This window comes from uncultured Tenacibaculum sp., from assembly GCF_947495995.1.
Classification (GTDB): domain Bacteria; phylum Bacteroidota; class Bacteroidia; order Flavobacteriales; family Flavobacteriaceae; genus Polaribacter.
In genome coordinates this window covers 21,039-40,326 of sequence record NZ_CANMAX010000012.1, presented here as the reverse complement: position 1 = coordinate 40,326, position 19,288 = coordinate 21,039, and the positions used below count along the sequence as shown (strand labels likewise).

Here is a 19,288-nt window from a genome sequence, read left to right as displayed (position 1 = left end):
ATCATGAAATTACTTAGTTTAACTTTATCACTCTTCTTTTACCTATCATGTTCACCAAAAATTACAAATTCGATGGATGTACAGCAAATTATGAAAAGTTTGTATGAAGGAGCATTAACTGGAGCAGGAGAAGAAGGATTTAAAAAAGAAAATATTGTTATTCAGTCTGTTGAAGAATGGAAAGCTTTCTTAACTAAGTTAGATTCAATAAATAAAGTTTCTGAAGAATTTAATACCAATATAGATTTTTCAAAAAAAAGTGTAATTGTTGCCATAGATAGTGTAAGGAATACTACAGGTTTTACGATTAAGGTTAATGAAGTTTCACAAAAAGGAAAAACTTTAGAAATTGTAATTAATCATAAAGGACCGAAACCAACTGATATGGTTGGTATGGCAATTACGCAACCAATACATATAGTTACAATTAATAAAACAGACAAGAACAAAGTTTTTGTTGAAGAATAATATGATAAAAAACGATTTATTTTTAAGAGCTTTAAAAGGAGAAACTGTAGATAGACCACCAGTTTGGATGATGAGACAAGCAGGAAGGTATTTACCAGAGTTTATGGAAATTCGTAAGAAATACGATTTCTTTACACGTTGTAGAACTCCTGAACTAGCTTCAGAAATAACAGTTCAGCCAATTCGTAGATATGGTATGGATGCTGCAATTCTGTTCTCAGATATTCTTGTAGTACCTCAAGCTATGAATGTTGAGGTAGAGATGAAACCGAATTTCGGACCATATTTACCAAATCCAATTCGTGATAAAAAAAGTTTAGATCAGGTAATTATACCAGATGTAAATGAAGAATTAGGTTATGTAATGGATGCAATTAAAGCAACTAAAGAAAAGTTGAATGATGAAATTCCATTAATAGGTTTTGCGGGCTCTCCATGGACAATTTTATGTTATATGGTACAAGGTCAGGGATCTAAAAACTTTGATAAAGCAAAAGAATTTTGTTTTACGCAACCAGTTTTGGCACACGAATTGCTTAGAAAGATAACAGACACCACAATTGCTTATTTAAAAGCAAAGGTTAAGGCCGGTGTTAATGCTGTTCAAATTTTTGATTCTTGGGGAGGCATGCTATCCCCAGTAGATTATCAAGAGTTTTCATGGCAATACATCAATGACATAATTGAAGCGTTAAAAGATGAAATTCCAGTAATAGCATTTGGTAAAGGATGTTGGTTTGCATTACATGAAATGTCAAAATCAGGAGCTTCAGCTTTAGGAATAGATTGGACTTGTTCTGCTCGAAATGCAAGATATTTAACGGGAGGAAATATTACTTTACAAGGTAATTTTGACCCTTCAAGATTGCTTTCTCCACCAAATGAAATCAAAAAAATGGTGACAGAAATGATCAACAATTTTGGAAAGGATAAATATATTGTTAACTTAGGGCACGGGATTTTACCAAATATACCTTTGGAAAACGCAAAAGCATTTGTTGATGCAGTAAAAGAATACAAACAATAAAAGAATTAAAATTAATCGAGATTCCCATGAAAAGATTAGTAACTTTAATATTAATTGTGATAACGTCTAGTGTATTTGCGCAAAGAAAGTACTATAACCAAGCGGTGAATAGTTGTGCAGACAAATCTTCAGACGAACTAATTAATACGTGTATAAAAGATAGTTATTTATTAAACTATGATTTTACAACCGATACTGATAAAGTAATAAGTACAAAGTCAATTAAAAAACCTATCGTTCTTATAGCCGCTGCTACGTGGTCTGCGCCATGTTTCGGTCAGATTCCAGCTTTAAATCAAATGGTTGAAAAATACAATGATAAGGTTCAATTTGTAATGATTTTCTGGGACAAAAAAGATAAATTAGGAAGAATGCAAGAAAAATTAGACGATAGAATCGTTTTAGTTCCTGCAGGAGAAGCTGACAAAGTGCAAAAAGGTAATTTAGATATTAGCGGTTTTGTACATAAATTAGATTATCCAACAGCTTATTTAATAGACAAGTCTAAAAAATTCGTTGATGTTAAAAGAGGAGCTGCAATTCCTACAAAAACAGTAACAAAAGAACAAGCTACAGCAACTAACGTTTCAGAATTAGAAACTTTTATTAGTCAAGTACTAAATTAGCAGTCAAATACCCACAATATTTAAAACCTCTTTCTTAATTTTGAAAGAGGTTTTTTATTTCTAAGCTGTGAAAAATATTCTTATTGTAATTGCATATACTTATTTGGTGTTAGCTTTTAGTTCTTGTGCTAAAAAACAAAAATCATATTGGATTGATTTTTATTGGAAATCTTCTAAAATAGGAGAGAAAGTATATGATAAATCAGCAATGTTTGTAGATTTTACATTAGGCGATAAACCTAAGTTTTCTTTTCAATTAGATACTGGTTCTCCAACTTTTTTTAAAGATAGTATCATAAATTCTTATCTTAAATATTATAAAAAGTATAAAAATAAATTAGGAGTTTATGATCAAAATCGAAGTTTAAATCAAAAAAATATAAATAATCGTAGAATATCATATCTTTTAAATGATTTACCTCTAAATTTCAAAGACACTACTTTGGTATCAAGTGAAGTAATTCTATATCCTAATTCTGGAAAGGAATTAGATTCCTTAATCTTTGCAAACTATAGAAATCATATAGGAACTTTAGGAATAAATACTTTCGAGGGCAAGAAATTGGTTATCGATTATCCAAATAAAAGATTTATTGTTTTAAGTGATATGTTACCTGATTATGAAAAGGTAAAAACAATAAAATTTGAATTGGATAATTCGAATAGAATTCTACTTCCAGTACATTTTAATAGAAAGAAATATTATGTAATGTTCGATACAGGATCAAGTATATTCCCTTTAATCACTAATAATCGAGATTTTTGGAATCAATACTCAGAAACACCAGCTATCGATTCTTTACAAGTCCCTTCTTTTGGAAATTATTACACTACTTATAAAGGAAAGATAAAAGAAGATGTTAAAATTGAAGGTTTAAATTTAAAGAATAAAAATATTTATTTAGGAACAAGACCTTTTGAGAAAGAATTTAAAAATGGAATTGAGATAATTGGAGTTACGGGAAATCAATTATTTTTAAAAGATATTATTATGATTGATTTTTCAAATAAAGAATTTAACTTTATCACAAAAAAGAAATGATACAATCTGCCATAAATGCTATTAAAGCATATTTCGATGCGCTTACTATTATTAGAAAATTAAACTTATGGAAATATTTTATGATTCCTGTGTTTATAAGTTTAATAACAGGAATAGTTATAGGATCAATCACATATTTTTTATCAGATGATTTGGGAAGTTATATTGCCCAATTATGGCCATGGGAATTTGGAAAAGAAACATTTACTACAATCGGTAATTTTCTAGGAGGTATAGTGATTTTAGTTATTGGTTTAATCTTATATAAACATATTGTTTTAGCATTATCATCTCCGTTTATGAGTCCGGTATCTTTAAAAATTGAAGAATACTTATATGGAAAACAACATCAACATAAACCAAGTAGTTTTTCTGAATCTTTAGCTAGAGGAATACGAATTAGTGTTAGAAATTTAGGTAAAGAATTACTTATAACAATTCCGTTTTTAATTATTGGGCTTATTCCAGTTATCGGAATTTTTACTCCGATCATATTATTCTTAGTACAGGCATACTATGCAGGATTTGGAAATATGGATTTTACTTTAGAACGTCATTTTAAATATAAAGACACTGTTACTTTTGTAAGAAAAAATAGAGGAACTGCTATTGGTAACGGAATAATATTTATACTTTTTCAATTAATACCATTTATTGGAGTTGTTTTAGTTTTACCTTTTTCTGTTACAGCTGCAACTACAGAAACCCTGAAAAAAATTCAATAGAGAATACTTTAATCAGTACTTTTGTTGTTCAATAATTAATGAAGAATGAAAGATCAATTTTACGCTTATATTGAACAATTACAAGACACTATTACTTCTAAAATAGAGAGTATCGATGACGAGGCTAAATTTCAAGAAGATTTATGGAAAAGAGCTGAAGGTGGAGGAGGTAGAACTCGTGTTATAGAAAACGGAAAAGTATTTGAAAAAGGAGGCGTAAATATATCTGCTGTTCATGGAGAATTACCAGAAGTTTTAAGAAAACAGTTTAATGTAGCAACTGGTAACTTCTTTGCTTGTGGTTTAAGTTTAGTATTACATCCAAAAAATCCTTTTGTTCCTACAGTTCACGCGAATTGGCGTTATTTTGAAATGTATAATGAGAAAGGAGAAATTGTAACCCAATGGTTTGGTGGAGGTCAAGATTTAACTCCGTATTATTTATTTAAAGAAGATGCTAAACATTTTCACATAGTTTGTAAAACAGCTTGCGATAAACATCACGCAGATTTTTATCCTAAATTTAAAGAGACTTGTGATAATTATTTCTGGAATGCTCATAGAAATGAAGCTAGAGGAGTAGGTGGGTTGTTCTTTGATTATTTAAAAGAAACAGAAGAGTTTTCGATGCAAAATCGATACGATTTTGTCACTGAAGTAGGTAATAGTTTTTTAAATAGCTACGTACCAATTGTTGAGAAAAGAAAAGATACAGAATACACACAAGAGCATAAAGATTGGCAAGAGGTAAGAAGAGGGCGTTATGTTGAGTTCAATTTAGTTCATGATAGAGGTACGTTGTTCGGATTAAAAACTAATGGAAGAATAGAAAGTATTTTAATGAGTTTACCGCCAACAGTACAATGGAAATATAATCATGTTCCAGAAGCAGGAACAAAAGAAGCAGAATTACTAGAAGTTTTAGCCAAACCGGTGAATTGGGTTTAATATAGATGCGAAAAGAAAGTTTAATAACTATTCTCCTTCATTCTTTAATTGTAATAGGATTTGGTCATGGTTTAGGATTTTTAATTTTTTTCGATATTCTTAGTATTCCAAATTTTCTAAAAAATGGAATTCAAGTTGATTTTGAATTAAGTTACATGGATAGACTAATGAATGTTGGTTTTATTTCTATTATAGGTAAATTGATTTTAATCTTAGGATTATTTCAAAAAGCTACAATAAGTAAAATGATTTTTAATATCATAGGAATAATTTTACTATTGTTTGCTGTCATATATCTTACTTATGGAAATTGGTATTATGAAAATTTACATGCTTTTTCTTTTCTCTTTAGTATTCCTTTTTTGATCTATTCAGTTTCTTTTTTTAAGAAAGTTATTGCTCAATTAAATAGTATATAATAGCTATTCCCAAATAACATGTTTTCGAGTAATTTTTCTACTCGATCTTTTAACAGCTTGAAGTTTTGCTTTTAATAACAGTTTTCTACCGTTAGTGTTTCTAGTATAAATAAGTGTTGCTTTATGAATATGTTTATTCCAATATTTTTCAAAAACTATAGCACTTTTTTTATTAGAACAAAATACTTCAGGAACAGCAAAAAAACGTTGTTGTTCAAGTTTTTCAGTTAACCAAGTAGATTCACAAATAATATATTTAGGGTTTTCTATTGGAATCAGTAATTCATTTAAAGCATCTACAAAAAGTTTACTTTCAAGTCTATTTGCTCCATCAATTGTACATACTATGTTACCTTTTTCAGTAACCTTAGTTTTTAATTTTACTTTATGCTTTGGAGTGGAAATAAGTTGTAAATCATAGAGTGAATTCAGTACAACTAAAGCTCTGTTATAAATTCGTTTATCTATAATTCCGTATTTCAAATAGTATTTTACAAACAAATTAATTTTAAAAGCAAACCAAATCACAATCAAGAGAAGTGTAAAGCTTAAAAAATATAAAGTTGGTTTATGATTGATAATTAATAGTAAAGCACCGTAAATAGCAAATAGTAGAAGAATAAACCATGTTTCCTTTACAGCAAAAACGACAGCGTTAGTGTAATCTTCACCTTTAGGTTCTAGTTCCTTTTTAGAACGATTAATAAAAGTAAGTTGTTGATTTACTTTTTTTCCTTTAAAAATAGCTTTTTCCCATTTTTCAGATATAGAATTTCTTGTACCTGATAGAGCTAAAGTTTTCTGATTTAAACTTTCTACATCATTAGAGAAAATTGCTTCAGGGAGATTTAATCTTTTTATTCCTGTTTTTATAGTATTGTTTTCAGTATTTGAAATTCCTAAAAAAGAACTAAAACGTCTATCGAGTACGGTAAAATCTTTACCTCCATTTTCATTTGTAGGATCTAAACAAGCTAAATGCCATATTAATCCAACTTTATTAGGATTATTGCTATCTATTCTGATAGCTCTTCCTCGCATTTGATTAGAAGAAACAAAAGAACCAACAACAGAAGCTAAAATCAAACTATTAATGCTTGGTGCATCCCATCCTTCACCTAAAAGTGATTTAGTACCAATAAGAATTTTAATATGTCCCAGTTGAAAAAGCGCTGTAATTACTTCGACTATACTTTTCTGTGAAGATGTTTTAGCTGTTAATAAAACAAAATTTTCATCTGATTTTAAGTAGGTAATTGTATAGTTTTCTAAATTATCAATTTTTTCAAGTTCATTGATAATATCTTGATGAACTAAAACTATCGATCCTGTTAAAACTGCAAGAGATTTTGGATAAAAAATTACATTTTTAATACGTTGAAAAATAGGAATCACACCCATTTTCTGAATTTCATTGTGAGCTTCTTTTTCTATGTTTAAATATTCTTTTCGAATATAATCTGTCAGAATAACACAACGTAAATCGTCTTTTAAGTTTTTTTGTTCTTGTCGAACAATTTCTACAATACTCTTTAATTTACTCGGACTGTTACTTAATGATTTATAAACAAGTTCGTCGCCCGTTAAATTCACTTTATTTTTACTAAACGTAGAAAGTAATCGAAGCTGTTTTTCTATTTGCTCTAAATATTCTTCATCAGTAAGTAATTGCTCTCGATCAGTTACGAGTAAAAATTGCAGTAAAATTTCTGCCCAATGATTATTAAAATCTGGAAATTCAATAGTTTCTTCTTCATGAAACCCTAATATAACTGATTTTTCTCGAGTAATTTTTTCTCCAGTAGCATTTAAAAAAATTAATATAGAGGAAAAGAATTCCGTATTCTTATATATTTCTTCAAGATTGTTTGCTGTAAAACTGTAAAATCTATGCTTTTTTACAAAGTCTATAAATTCAGAATCATTCGTTAATTCTGTAATAAAATCTGAAACTTTCTTTTTAAATTCAGTTATGAATTTAATTTCATCATCCTCAGGTTTCGATAAATAAACCAAATCTTGATGAGGAGCTAAATTCTTTTCCTTAACCAAATCAGGAACTACAATTTCATCATCAATTTCATTACAGAGCTTAAAATATTTCTGAATTTCAGTGTTTTCACTGTCATACGGTGGAGTAGCAGTTAAGGCAACAACTGTTTGTAAATGTTCTTCTTTTAAATCGTATAAACATTTCCACCAAGCGTTTTTCAAATGATGTGCTTCATCTAAAAGTAAAACTTCTATTTGTTCCTTTTTAAAGAAATCAAAGTATTCTTCAATAGTTTCAAAAGTCTTAAAGAAACTATATAAAGCCTGATATGTTGCAAATGTTAGTGTTGATGGATTTTTAATATCAAAAGAAATTTCATCGAAACTTTCATCTGTTGTTGTAAAGAAACTTTGAAGTCTGTCGTTCCATTGATTTCGAATCGTAAGTGTTGGAGCAAGAATTAAGGTTTTTTTTCCAATTCGTCGAACAATTTCTAATCCTAGTATTGTTTTACCTGAACCAGGAGGAGCAACAATATGAAAATGATTGTCTTCAATATGCTTGTCAAAATTTTCAAGAACTTTGGCTTGATAAGCTCTCCATTGAAGTTTAAAATGCAATTTTTGAAGTGACGTTTTCATATAGCGTATTGTATAACAGTGCGAAATTATATTTTTCTACCAAACTTTTTCAAGTTCATTCAGATTTTTTTAAGTTAATTGAAGGTTAATGGCATAGTTAACTAAAGGAAATAAAAGAACAAATACTATTTTTGAAAGATGTCTAAAAAAATAATTTTATTAGTAGTTGCTTCTATAATTGGGCTTTCAGCTTTGTCTTTAATTCAAGCAAGATTAATACAAAATACTTATGCTTTACGTAAAGAAGCTTTTATCGATAAAACAAGTGAAATTGTAGGTAAAATCGGGAGTTATGCAACACCAATAGATTCGATAAGTGATGCAATTTCTAATACTTTCCTTAAAGATTTAGATAAATTCACAGTCAACTTACTATCTAAAGAAATGTTATTAAATAGATTAAAAGCTATAAACGATTCTTTAAATCCGAGGTTTATTTCAGAATATAAAAAAGAAATAAAAGGCAAAAGTTTAAATTATGATTTAAAATATCATAAGATTTTACAGAGTATTATTCTAGTTGATAGTTTAAAAACAGATACGTTGTATTTTGATAAAGAAGCAAAGGATTTAAGATTGGTAGGTTACGATTTTGAAAACGACCCTGAATTACGTTTAGGTACTTCAACTTGGGAAACTAGTAGAAGTTTTGAAAGAAAATTAAGCGGAAAAACTAGAAAAGGTAAATATGATGTAGTTTTTAAAACAGTTAATTATATGAATATAGATGGTTGGAATAGCATCATTCTTACTGAAATGAGAGGACTACTAATTTTCTCTTTTTGTATTTTTCTTTTTGTCATAGGACTATTTTATTATTCTATTAAGAACTTAATCACGCAAAAAAAGATCGCAGATATTAAAACGGACTTTATTAATAACATCACACACGAGTTAAAAACACCTTTAGCTACTTTATCCTTAGCTACAAAAATGTTGAAAAGGCAAGACCTTAATGCGCAAAACAATTTTGCTGAATCAACTATAGAAACAATAGAAAGGCAAAATATAAGATTGCAAAAACTAGTTGATCAAGTATTAAATAACAGTTTAGGTTATAATGAAATTGAATTACAAAAGGAAAGTGTTAGTCTGAATGATTTTGTTTTAGAGATTGTAGACGATTTTTTAATCTCTAATAAAGATATTCCTTTAACTAATGTTATGTGTGATTATGATGTTTTAATTGAAGTCGATAAATTCTACATGAGCACTGTATTGTCTAACATTTTGGAAAATGCAGTGAAATACGGTGGAACTGAATTAAAAGTTCAACTAAAACATAATAAAGGAATTGAAATTATAATTTCAGATAACGGAATTGGAATTTCTAAGAAAGATATTCAACAGATTTTTAATAAATTTTTCAGAGCTGAAAATAAAGATATTCATAATGTGAAAGGTTTAGGATTAGGGTTGTATTATAGCAATCAAATCATAAAAGCACATAACGGAACAATTTCAGTAAAAAGTGAAAAAGGAAAAGGAACCACTTTTAGTATTAAATTACCTTTAGATTAATGACTCAAACAAAAGAACATATTTTATTAGCGGAAGATGATGTAGATTTTGGTAATCTTCTGAAACAATATCTAGAAATGTCTGGTTATACTGTCGTTTGGGCTCAAAATGGTGAAGAAGCTTTAGAGAAATTCAAAGAAAGTAGTTTTCATATCTGTGTCTTAGATGTAATGATGCCAAAAATGGACGGATTTACTCTAGCTGAGCAAATTATAGATGTAAATCCAGAAGTTCCTTTTATTTTTCTAACCGCAAGAAAACTAAAAGAAGATAAAATTAAAGGATTGAAATTAGGAGCCGATGATTATGTAGTGAAACCTTTTGATGCAGATGAATTAGTCTTAAGAATTCGAAATATAATTAATAGGTCTAATCATATTGTTACTAAAGGAAATAAAGGAGAAGTCATTCAAATTGGAGCTTACGAGTTTGATCAAAGACGTTTATCGTTAGTTTTTAATGGGGAATCACAACAACTTACTGAAAAAGAAGCGAGTTTAATTCTGTTTTTATTTGAACATAAAAACCAGATGTTAAAAAGGGAAGAGATTTTAAAGGCTGTATGGAAGAACGACGATTATTTCTCAGGAAGAAGTATGGATGTTTTCATAAGCAGGTTGCGTAAGTATTTCAAAAAAGACATTAATATAAAGATAGAAAGTTCAAGAGGAATTGGCTTAGAGTTTAAGATAAGTTAATAGTATTTCACATGTAGGTTAATGCTAGGTTAACGGACTTAAAATCTAGTTTTTAATGAAGAAATGAAAGTAGTTTTGGAGTGTATTTATAAACGAAAAAACTAAACATTATGAAATTTATTAAAATCACTCTAGTATCAATTTTAACAGTAATTAGTGCATGTGCACAAAACTCACCATCAATACCAACTCCACCAAAAACACCAAATAGTACAAATTCTCATACCGAGGTTACAACTTCATCATCTTCAAGAATAAGTAGTTCTACAAGTGTTTCAGATTCAAATTCACAATTTAAATTTAAATCTAAATTTCATGCTTCAAAAAGAGAAGGAGTAGAGAATATTTTATCCGATGCTTTAGAAGACATTAAATTCATTAAAAGTAGAAGAGAAAAGGTTTGGGAAATTGAAAAGAACGGAGAAGTTGTTTTTGAATGCTCTTTATCTAAAAACAGAATGTCAATCTATCTTGATAAATCTGAAGCAAGTACAAGATTATATAGAAAAATAAAAGCAGTAGCAGAAGATCTTCAAGAATATATATCGTCACACAAAAGACATACATTTCAAAATAAAAGAAGAAACTCTGTAAGTAGTGCAGAAGCTAGATTAGAAAGAGCAAAAAGAGAATTAGAAGCTTCTATCCAAAACCTAAAAGAAGTAAAAAGAGAAAGCGAAAAAATGAATTCAAATGGATACTAATCTAGTTGTTATGAAAAAGATTTTAGTCATTACTTTTTGTATCAATTTCGGATTAACATACAGTCAGTGTAATACGATAAAAGGTTTTAAACATTATTCAATTGAAACGAAGAATGATACAATTAACTATCATATATATACAAAAGGAAAAATAACATCAAAGAAAAATATATTGTTATTTATCCATGGTTCAAACTCAAAGCCTTTTTACAGTTTCTTTAAAAAAGATGGGAAAAAATATAGAGGTTCTACAATGCCTTTTGATTTACAAATGATACCAGAAGATTATGCATTTGTAATAGTCTCTAAAAAAGGAGTTGTTTTTTGTCACGATAAAGATGAAGAATATCAAATACCAGATAGTTATTATTCAGGATTATCATTACAATACAGAGCGAACCAAATCCACAACGTTATTAATGATATCACTAAAAGATTATTGACAAAACCAAACAAAATAGTTGTCGTAGGACATTCAGAAGGAAGTGATGTAGTAGCAAAACTAGGAACAATTAATAACAAAATTACTCACATAGGTTTTTGGTCGGGAGGAGGAAATTCGCAATGGTATGATTTCCCATTATTTGTTAGAAAAGATGTTTTATCTGGGAAAATTACAGAAGAAGAAGGAATTCAAAAGATTGATTCTTTGTTATCTAAATACAAGGATATAATGAAAAATAAAGATGATCTTAAGAAAACTTGGTATGGTCATCCGTATAAAAGATGGTATCATTTTTCAGAATCACCAATTGAAAATTTAATTCAAATAGATATTCCTTTATATGTGGCAATGGGATCAAAAGATACATCAGTACCAATAGAATCAACATATTTAATTCCTGTAGAATTTATTAGAAAAGGAAAAGAAAACCTGACATTTAAAGTATATCCAAATCTGAATCATAGTTTTCAAAAAGTAGGTAAAAATACTTTTGAAAGACATTGGGATAATGTTTTTACTGATTTTCTGATTTGGTTAAAAAATAACTAGACTATCAAAACTAGTTAGCTCGTGATTTATGCCCATAATTTTACTTCACCTTTAGTATAATTATGGGTTTTTTAATCCAATTTTTTACTATTTAATTGTTTGATAGTCTGTTTATATAGCAATTTTTTAATGCTTTATGCTCAAATTGCTGTATGTTAACACGTTAAAAAAACGTTTTTTCTTAAAATATACTTAAAAAAACTAGTGATGTTTTGTTGTTTTTTATGGTATTCGCAAAATAAAAGCAGTTTTGTGTTTGATTTAATAATAAATAAATCAAATATATTTACTATTTTTGCAATGCAAAAACGATCTATATTATGGCAAAATTTGAACTAAAGCTTCCTAAAATGGGTGAAAGTGTTGCAGAAGCAACAATAACTTCATGGTTAAAAGAAGTTGGCGATACTATCGAATTAGATGATACAATTGTTGAAGTAGCAACTGATAAGGTTGATAGTGAAGTGCCAAGTGAAGTAGAAGGAAAATTAGTTGAAATTTTATTCGAAAAAGACGCTGTAGTACAAGTAGGACAAACTATTGCTATTATCGAAACCGAAGGTGAAGATGTAGCTAGTACAGCAAGTGTTTCAAACGATACGCCATCAAACGAAGCTCCTGCACAAGCAGTTGCTGAAGTTGAAAAAACTGTAGAAGTTGCCAAAGAAACTACATCTACTGCTATAGATACAAGTTCTAGTGATCGTTTTTATTCTCCATTAGTAAAAAGCATCGCACAAAAAGAAGGAATTTCTTTAAGTGAATTAGAAGGAATTTCTGGAACAGGAAAAGAAGGTAGAGTTACTAAAAATGACATCTTATCTTATGTTCAAAATAGAGGTAATGCTCCTGTTAAATCTAACGATGCTATTCAATTTGATATAGAAAAGCCTAAGAAAGCTGCTCCAGCTCCGGCACCTGTTCAAATGAGTGGAGAAGATGAAATTATTGAAATGAGTAGAATGGGTAAACTGATCTCTAAACACATGGTAGATTCAGTACAAACTTCTCCTCACGTTCAGTCGTTTATCGAAATTGATGTTACAAACATTGTAAACTGGAGAAATAAAGTTAAAAATGCTTTCCAACAAAGAGAAGGAGAGAAGTTAACATTTACTCCAATCTTCATGCAAGCTGTTGCACAAACAATAAAGAAACACCCTATGATTAATATTTCTTTAGATGGTGACAAAATCATTAAAAGAGGTAATATTAATTTAGGTATGGCTGCTGCACTTCCTGATGGAAACTTAATCGTACCAGTAATTAAAAATGCTGATGAATTAAGTTTAGTTGGTATGACTAAAAAAGTTAATGACTTAGCAACAAGATCAAGAGCCAATAAGTTAAAACCAGACGATATTCAAGGAGGTACTTATACAGTAACTAACATTGGTAGTTTTGGTAGTATAACAGGTACACCAATTATTAACCAACCGCAAGTTGCAATTTTAGCTTTAGGAGCTATTATTAAGAAACCAGCTGTAATTGAGACTCCACAAGGAGATTTAATCGGTATACGTCACAAAATGATTGTATCTCATTCTTATGATCATAGAGTTGTAAATGGTGCTTTAGGTGGAATGTTTATTAAAACATTTAAAGACATTATTGAGGCTTGGGACGTAAATCAAGATTTCTAAATTGAATCTTTTTAACGTAAAATCATAATTTTATAAAAATTGTAAGTGTTTTTTAACATTTTCAATATAGGTTAGTTATTATTTTTGGTAAAGAACTGATGTTCTATTAACTATTAACCAACCTATTATTAATGATCAAATTTGTTAACGCAAGTTTTGAAACAAAAAACTATTGCTATTTTTTTACGTTAAAGTATGTTACTTTTTTATTGCTATTATTAAGTTTTAAGGTTACAAATGCTCAACATTTGTACTTTAAAAACTATACAGCCATAGATGGACTTTCGAGTTCTGAAGTTTATGATATTACTCAAGATTCTCATGGATATTTATGGTTTGCTACAGATCGTGGTTTAACTAGTTACGACGGAAAAACTTTTAGAAGATATACATTGTCTGATGGTTTGCCTGATAACGTGATATTTAATTTCTACGAACAGAAAGATGGAACTATATGGTGTACTACTCAGAATCATAAACTTTTTTATTTTAAAAATAAGAAAGAAGGTTTTCATGAGTATAGGTTTAATCAATCCGTTTTAGATCATATAGCAAAAAAGGCTATTATTACCAATTTGGTAATTTCTGAAGAGAATGATTTACTATTAGGGTTTCAAAAACTCAATGGATTTTTAAAAATAAGTTCCTCTGGAAAAGTTACAGATAAACCTTATGTTGTAACTCCAAAGAATAAAAGAAAGTACAATTTTAAAATTGTAAATGCTACACCTAACTTCATATTTAAAGATAACGATAATCATTACAAGAATTCAGAGATAAAGTTGAATTGGGACCTAAGTTATTTTGATGATAATTCTAATTACACTCGAATTTTAAACTTTCCAAAATCGAAATGTAAAATAGCCACTTTCGGAAATTACTATTCAAAAATAGATGCTTCAGATCAAATTATGAATCAGAAAAAGATGAAGCGAGGTAAGGGAATCGCCATTATGAGTGGTAAATATGCTGATGATCTTTTTTGGATGGGATATCAATATCGAGGTGTAACTATTGTAGATTTAGAAGGTGATGTTAAGCAACATCTATTAGAAAATGAATCAGTAACAAAATTGTTTAAAGACCACGAAGGTGGAATTTGGATTGCTACACTTAATGCAGGTGTGTTTTACTGTAAAAATCCATCAATTTTATACAAATCATTTAAAAGTTATCCGATAGAACTTACTAAAGATAATAACGATGAATTGTTTCTAGCTTTTCATAACGGAGAAGTTTTAAAAAAAGAAGAAACAGACTTTGTATCGCTGTATAAGTCAGACAAGAGTTATCCTGCTTATGTAGAGTTTGATAAAACCAAGAAACATATTTATTATGGAGATTACGGTCAGAATTCATTTCTAGACAAAAAGAGAAAATTACGATTTTATATTTATGGAGCTTCAGATGATGCTGAAAGTACTTTTGGATTTACAAAAAACTCATTTGAATTACTTGAAGACGATGTTTATAAAGTGATACATGTTCCAGAACGAATTTTTGATATTTCTAAAAATAAAGATGAAGTTTTAATAGGTACATTGGGAGGATTATATACCTATAAAGACCAAACTTTAAGATCATTAAAAGAAGAATCACCATTATTCTCTTACCGAATTACAGATATAGATTCAAAATTTGGAAATGTATATATGACTACAATGGGAAAAGGTTTGATAATTAAAAAGAACGAAACTATTTTTTCAATTGATAAAAGTGATGGCTTGCTAAGTGATATCTGTACCGAAGTTTTTGTTGAAGATCCTTATACAATTTGGGTAGGAACTAATAGAGGACTTAATAAAGTTACTTTATTCAAAAACAATACGTACGAAATAAAAGAATTATCTGTAGATCAAGGATTATTATGTTCTGAGATTTTAGATATAGAGCTAATAAAAGATAAAATCTACATAGCGTCTAAAGAAGGATTATTTAGTTTTTCAAAAGATGTAATGGATAGCAACAAAAACATAGAAAAAAAGTGGCTTCAGATAGATAAAGTTACTTTAGGAAATCAAGTGTTGCCTTTTAAGGATTTTATTGAATTGGATTGCCCGAAACCAGACTTAAAGATATCATTTAAATCGATATCATTTAAAAACGAAAGTAACGCACTTTATAGGTATAAAATTAAAGAAAACGATGAATGGAATTACACTTCGAATACGTCGATTGATTTGCCAAATTTATCTCACGGAAACTACTTATTTAAACTTCAAGTTAAAACAGATGATGATCAATGGTTAGAATGTATTCAGAAATCAATTACTGTAGAAACTCCATTTTGGAAAACGTGGTGGTTTTCATTATTAATCTTTCTAATCACCATGGTATTCGTTTTTTCCTTATTTAGATTCAATGTTTTAACCTTTAATAGAAAGCACTTTAAAGCAATCTATTTTACGTTGTTAAATAAGTTAAGAAATAAAAAGGAAGAATTATATATCAGTATCAAAAGTGATGGAAAGATAATCAAGCTGATTTCTAATGAGATTGGGTACTTTAAATCTTCGAGAAATTATGTTGAAATTTACACAGAAAATAAGAAGTATTTGATACGTAAAAAACTAGACGATTTTTATTACGACTTACCAGATTTAGTAGAATACACGAAAGTACACCGTTCTTATTATGTTCGATTAGATAAAGTTGTGGAAATTAAAGGAAATAAAGAAGTAAGTGTTTTTGATGCTACGATTCCTGTAAGTAAAACTTATGCGGAAAATTTAAAGAGAATTTCTGCTTAATACTATTTTTTGTTTATCCCAAAAGTTAAAGAATTCGTCCCAAATTCAAATATTCTGTTTTTGTATGGATATTATTTTTGTGTCATTTTTTTAAGAATTGGTCACATTTACAAGGGATAAACGAAAATTATAATAACTCACCAATAAATTTGATTACACAAAACCTTATTCGCGAAGAGTAGACAAAGGCTTGATTGTCTATAATTTATCAAGATGTGTTAAATCAAAGTAAATTTTAAAATATGAAGAATTCAATTTCAACTTTAGGTAAAGTAATGAATCAAACAGAATTGAAAACAGTTTATGGTGGAGTAACTAGAAAAGAGTATTGTAAAACTTTACAGAATCTTATTTTCGGTGGTGGTTATCAAGGAGATCAAGATTATGCTTTAGAGGTATACAATAGAAATTGTGGTGTTCAAGGATAAACTTATTATCCCATTATACTCATTAATAGAATAGTTAAGTAGTCATTAAAAAGTGTATTTAATAGATTAATATTAAGTATGATGGCTAAAACTCTACAAATAAAATTTAAATGTAAAATTCAAAAAATTATGAAAAAATCAATTTTATCATTAGGAAAAGTAATAACTAAAAGAGAGCAATTAACAATTAAGGGAAGTGGTGAATCACGCTTTGAATATTGTAAAACCTTAAGAGGTCTTATTTTTGGTGGTGGTTATCAAGGAGACAGAGATTATGCAATGGAAACATATAATAAACACTGTGGATCAGGAAGATAATTTTTAATCACCTTTTTAGCGAAAACCGAATTAATTTATTTTAAAAGATTAATTCGGTTTTTTGTATTCTTTTCCTTATTTAATCATTTAAAATTTCTTTAAAGTTGTTCATTTAATTTTACAATTTTCTAAAGGTAGTTTTCGTGAATCCTTACTGGGAATTAAAAGTTTAATGCGTAACTTTAATATGAATATTCATCTCTGTTAAGTATGGGATAAATTGTTTTTTCAGATTTTTGGTGTCTTTTCTTACTAGTTCGTCACAATTTATTGTGATAAAAAATATAAGATTATAATAGTAGTTAAATTAGTATTGAATCTTATTCGTGAAGAGTAGACTAAAATCCGGACAGTCTATAAAAAAATCTGTAGTTTATTTAAGCAAAATTATTTTGAATATGAAAAATCCAATATCTTTTTTAGGTAGAGTAATAACTAAAACAGAACAAAAATCTATAATGGGAGGAATAGGTCCAAGTTCATTAGCAGGAGTAGGGTCGTGTGATAACAAAAGATGCAAAGAAGCATGTGAATTTGATCCTAAAGATAAAGAAGGATGTAAGAAAGAGTGTGACGAAGTTTGTTAAACTTCCATTTATAAGCTAGATAAAGAGAGACAAAAAGTAGTCTCTCTTTTTTCTTATTTTTGATAATAAAATTACAGTCATGATTAAAAGAATTACCTTCTTAATTATTATCACTTTAAGCTTAGTTTCAAAAGCCCAAGAAAAAGTTTTATTACGATTGAATTATAAAAAAGGAGATCGATATGAAACTTATATGAAAATGAATCAAGATTTGGGTGAAGCTGTGATGAAAATGGAAATGAAAATGAACATGTTAGTTGAAGGGGTTACCAGTGATAATAAAAGTTATGATACTAAAAACCAGTTTACTTATTTAGGAACGATAATTACCAACAAAGGAAAAGAGGAAGTGAATTACAACTCAGATATGAAAGAAGAAGATTTATCTGATGATGCGAAAAAATTCCGAAAAGATATGGCTCCTTTATTAGCGACTAAAATGTTTATTAATGTTGATAAAAGAGGAAAATCAGTATTAACTAAATTAGAGCCAGAACAAGTAAAAGATATAGAACAATTGACAAATCAATTTCAATCAGTTGTATATCCAGAAAAAGCTGTTTCTGTTGGCTCGTCTTGGAAAAGTACTCAAAACTCTAACGGAATTGAAATAGAAATCACTTACACCATTAAAGAAATAACAGATACACTTGTTAAAGCAGAATTATTTGGAAAGATTCCATTGTTACCTGGAGCTAGAATAGAAGGTGATTTAGAAATTGATAAAAAAACAGGAGTTGCTTTAAAATCTAGTTTTAAAATGAAAGCAGATAATCCTGTCATGAGATTAAACAACAGTACTTTTGTTACTATCCGTAAATTGAATTAGTTGTAAATTTCTTTAAGTGCTTCTTCTAGCTTGTTGTATTTAAAAGTGAATTGTTGTTCTATTTTATCTGCAGAAGCTTTACTTCCTTGAAGTACAATTATGGCTAATTCTCCAACTATAATTTTAAGAACAAAAGCAGGAACATTAAAAGGTGTTACAGGCTTTTTTAATACTTTTCCTAATGTTTGAGTAAACGATTTATTTGTTTGATGATCGTTAGTTGCTGCATTATAAATACCAGTAAATTTCGAATCTTCTACAGCTTCACAATACATTTCGCATAAATCGTCAATATGAATCCAAGGAATAAATTGTTTTCCGCTTCCTAAAGAAGATAAAAATAAAGGAGTATTCATTTTTTGTAATGCTCCACCATTTTTACTTAAAACAACACCAGTTCTTAAAATAGTAACAGGAATGTTTAAACTAGAGAATTGATTTGCAGATTTTTCCCATTCGATACATATTTTAGAAATAAAATCATTTCCAGGTGCATCATTTTCCGTGTAAATCTTATCTGTAGTAACTGCACCATAAAAATTAATTCCAGAAGAAGAAATAAAACCTTGCAAAGGAATATTTAATTTTTGAATATAGTTGTATAGTAAGTTTGCAGAAGAAACTCTACTATCTATTAATTCCTTTTTACGTTGGTTTGTCCATCTTTTATCAGCAATACCAGCTCCAGCTAAATGAATTATATAATCAAGTTTATCAAAAGCTTTTTCATCGATATAATTTGTATCTAAATCCCATTTAAAATGATTCCCTTTTTTAGGAGATCTAGTTAAAATGTATACATCGTGATTTTTCTCTTTTAGCTTCTTTTCTAATAAAGTTCCAACTAGTCCAGTACCGCCAGTTAATAAGATTTTTGCCATACTGTAAAAATAAAGAAAACCATAGTAGTTTACTATGGTTTTCTTA

Annotated in this window: 19 protein-coding genes; 17 read left to right on the top strand and 2 right to left on the bottom strand. The window is 28.6% G+C overall.

The window, feature by feature from the left end:
* Positions 1–3: 3 nt before the first annotated feature.
* The 7 genes from Q1A15_RS19595 (at position 4) to Q1A15_RS19565 (ending at position 5,255) form a co-directional block, all read left to right on the top strand.
* Positions 4–468 (top strand): protease complex subunit PrcB family protein, encoded by a 465-nt coding sequence (locus tag Q1A15_RS19595; protein WP_299627920.1) that lies wholly within the window; start codon positions 4–6, stop codon positions 466–468.
* A 1-nt stretch (position 469) separates the two neighbouring features.
* The gene (gene hemE / locus Q1A15_RS19590; RefSeq protein WP_299627918.1) at positions 470–1,495 is read left to right on the top strand and encodes a uroporphyrinogen decarboxylase; all 1,026 of its coding nucleotides are present in this window, start codon (positions 470–472) and stop codon (positions 1,493–1,495) included.
* 26 nt (positions 1,496–1,521) lie between these two features.
* A complete protein-coding gene (locus Q1A15_RS19585; RefSeq protein WP_299627916.1) occupies positions 1,522–2,121 on the top strand; it encodes a thioredoxin family protein in 600 nt (199 codons plus the stop codon).
* Between the two features lie 67 nt (positions 2,122–2,188).
* Positions 2,189–3,163 (top strand): hypothetical protein, encoded by a 975-nt coding sequence (locus tag Q1A15_RS19580; protein WP_299627914.1) that lies wholly within the window; start codon positions 2,189–2,191, stop codon positions 3,161–3,163.
* A complete protein-coding gene (locus Q1A15_RS19575) occupies positions 3,160–3,888 on the top strand; it encodes an EI24 domain-containing protein (protein ID WP_299627912.1) in 729 nt (242 codons plus the stop codon). Before Q1A15_RS19580 ends, Q1A15_RS19575 begins: the two co-directional genes overlap by 4 nt.
* Positions 3,889–3,933: 45 nt before the next feature.
* Positions 3,934–4,836 (top strand): oxygen-dependent coproporphyrinogen oxidase, encoded by a 903-nt coding sequence (gene hemF / locus Q1A15_RS19570; protein WP_299627910.1) that lies wholly within the window; start codon positions 3,934–3,936, stop codon positions 4,834–4,836.
* A gap of 5 nt (positions 4,837–4,841) precedes the next feature.
* Entirely contained in the window at positions 4,842–5,255 is a 414-nt protein-coding gene (locus Q1A15_RS19565) for a hypothetical protein (RefSeq protein ID WP_299627908.1), read from the top strand.
* Positions 5,256–5,258: 3 nt separating this feature from the next.
* On the opposite strand, the gene Q1A15_RS19560 is transcribed toward Q1A15_RS19565, so the two are convergent.
* Complete coding sequence (locus tag Q1A15_RS19560) at positions 5,259–7,889, bottom strand: DEAD/DEAH box helicase family protein (RefSeq protein ID WP_299627907.1); 2,631 nt, start codon at positions 7,887–7,889, stop codon at positions 5,259–5,261.
* A 138-nt stretch (positions 7,890–8,027) separates the two neighbouring features.
* Between Q1A15_RS19560 and Q1A15_RS19555 the strand changes: the two genes are divergently transcribed.
* From Q1A15_RS19555 to Q1A15_RS19510, 10 genes are all read left to right on the top strand, one after another.
* Positions 8,028–9,410 carry a HAMP domain-containing sensor histidine kinase gene (locus tag Q1A15_RS19555; protein WP_299627905.1) on the top strand — a complete coding sequence of 461 codons (1,383 nt, stop codon included), beginning with the start codon at positions 8,028–8,030 and terminating at the stop codon, positions 9,408–9,410.
* Positions 9,410–10,108, top strand: coding sequence for a response regulator transcription factor (locus Q1A15_RS19550; protein ID WP_299627903.1), 699 nt, complete (start codon positions 9,410–9,412; stop codon positions 10,106–10,108). Before Q1A15_RS19555 ends, Q1A15_RS19550 begins: the two co-directional genes overlap by 1 nt.
* 110 nt (positions 10,109–10,218) lie before the next feature.
* Complete coding sequence (locus tag Q1A15_RS19545) at positions 10,219–10,812, top strand: hypothetical protein (protein WP_299627901.1); 594 nt, start codon at positions 10,219–10,221, stop codon at positions 10,810–10,812.
* Positions 10,802–11,806, top strand: coding sequence for a dienelactone hydrolase family protein (locus tag Q1A15_RS19540; protein ID WP_299627899.1), 1,005 nt, complete (start codon positions 10,802–10,804; stop codon positions 11,804–11,806). The genes Q1A15_RS19545 and Q1A15_RS19540 overlap by 11 nt, the downstream gene beginning before the upstream one ends.
* A 320-nt stretch (positions 11,807–12,126) precedes the next feature.
* Positions 12,127–13,449 (top strand): dihydrolipoamide acetyltransferase family protein, encoded by a 1,323-nt coding sequence (locus Q1A15_RS19535; protein WP_299627897.1) that lies wholly within the window; start codon positions 12,127–12,129, stop codon positions 13,447–13,449.
* Between the two features lie 131 nt (positions 13,450–13,580).
* Positions 13,581–16,199, top strand: a complete 2,619-nt coding sequence (locus Q1A15_RS19530; RefSeq protein WP_299627895.1) for a two-component regulator propeller domain-containing protein — start codon at positions 13,581–13,583, stop codon at positions 16,197–16,199.
* A 242-nt stretch (positions 16,200–16,441) separates the two neighbouring features.
* On the top strand, positions 16,442–16,627 hold the full coding sequence (locus Q1A15_RS19525) for a hypothetical protein (protein WP_299627893.1): 186 nt from the start codon (positions 16,442–16,444) through the stop codon (positions 16,625–16,627).
* Positions 16,628–16,756: 129 nt separating this feature from the next.
* A complete protein-coding gene (locus Q1A15_RS19520) occupies positions 16,757–16,945 on the top strand; it encodes a hypothetical protein (protein ID WP_299627891.1) in 189 nt (62 codons plus the stop codon).
* Positions 16,946–17,343: 398 nt separating this feature from the next.
* Entirely contained in the window at positions 17,344–17,532 is a 189-nt protein-coding gene (locus Q1A15_RS19515) for a hypothetical protein (protein ID WP_299627889.1), read from the top strand.
* A 79-nt stretch (positions 17,533–17,611) separates the two neighbouring features.
* On the top strand, positions 17,612–18,361 hold the full coding sequence (locus tag Q1A15_RS19510) for a hypothetical protein (RefSeq protein WP_299627888.1): 750 nt from the start codon (positions 17,612–17,614) through the stop codon (positions 18,359–18,361).
* On the opposite strand, the gene Q1A15_RS19505 is transcribed toward Q1A15_RS19510, so the two are convergent.
* Positions 18,358–19,242 carry a TIGR01777 family oxidoreductase gene (locus Q1A15_RS19505; RefSeq protein ID WP_299627886.1) on the bottom strand — a complete coding sequence of 295 codons (885 nt, stop codon included), beginning with the start codon at positions 19,240–19,242 and terminating at the stop codon, positions 18,358–18,360. The two genes, Q1A15_RS19510 and Q1A15_RS19505, sit on opposite strands and share 4 nt — an antisense overlap.
* Positions 19,243–19,288: the final 46 nt, after the last annotated feature.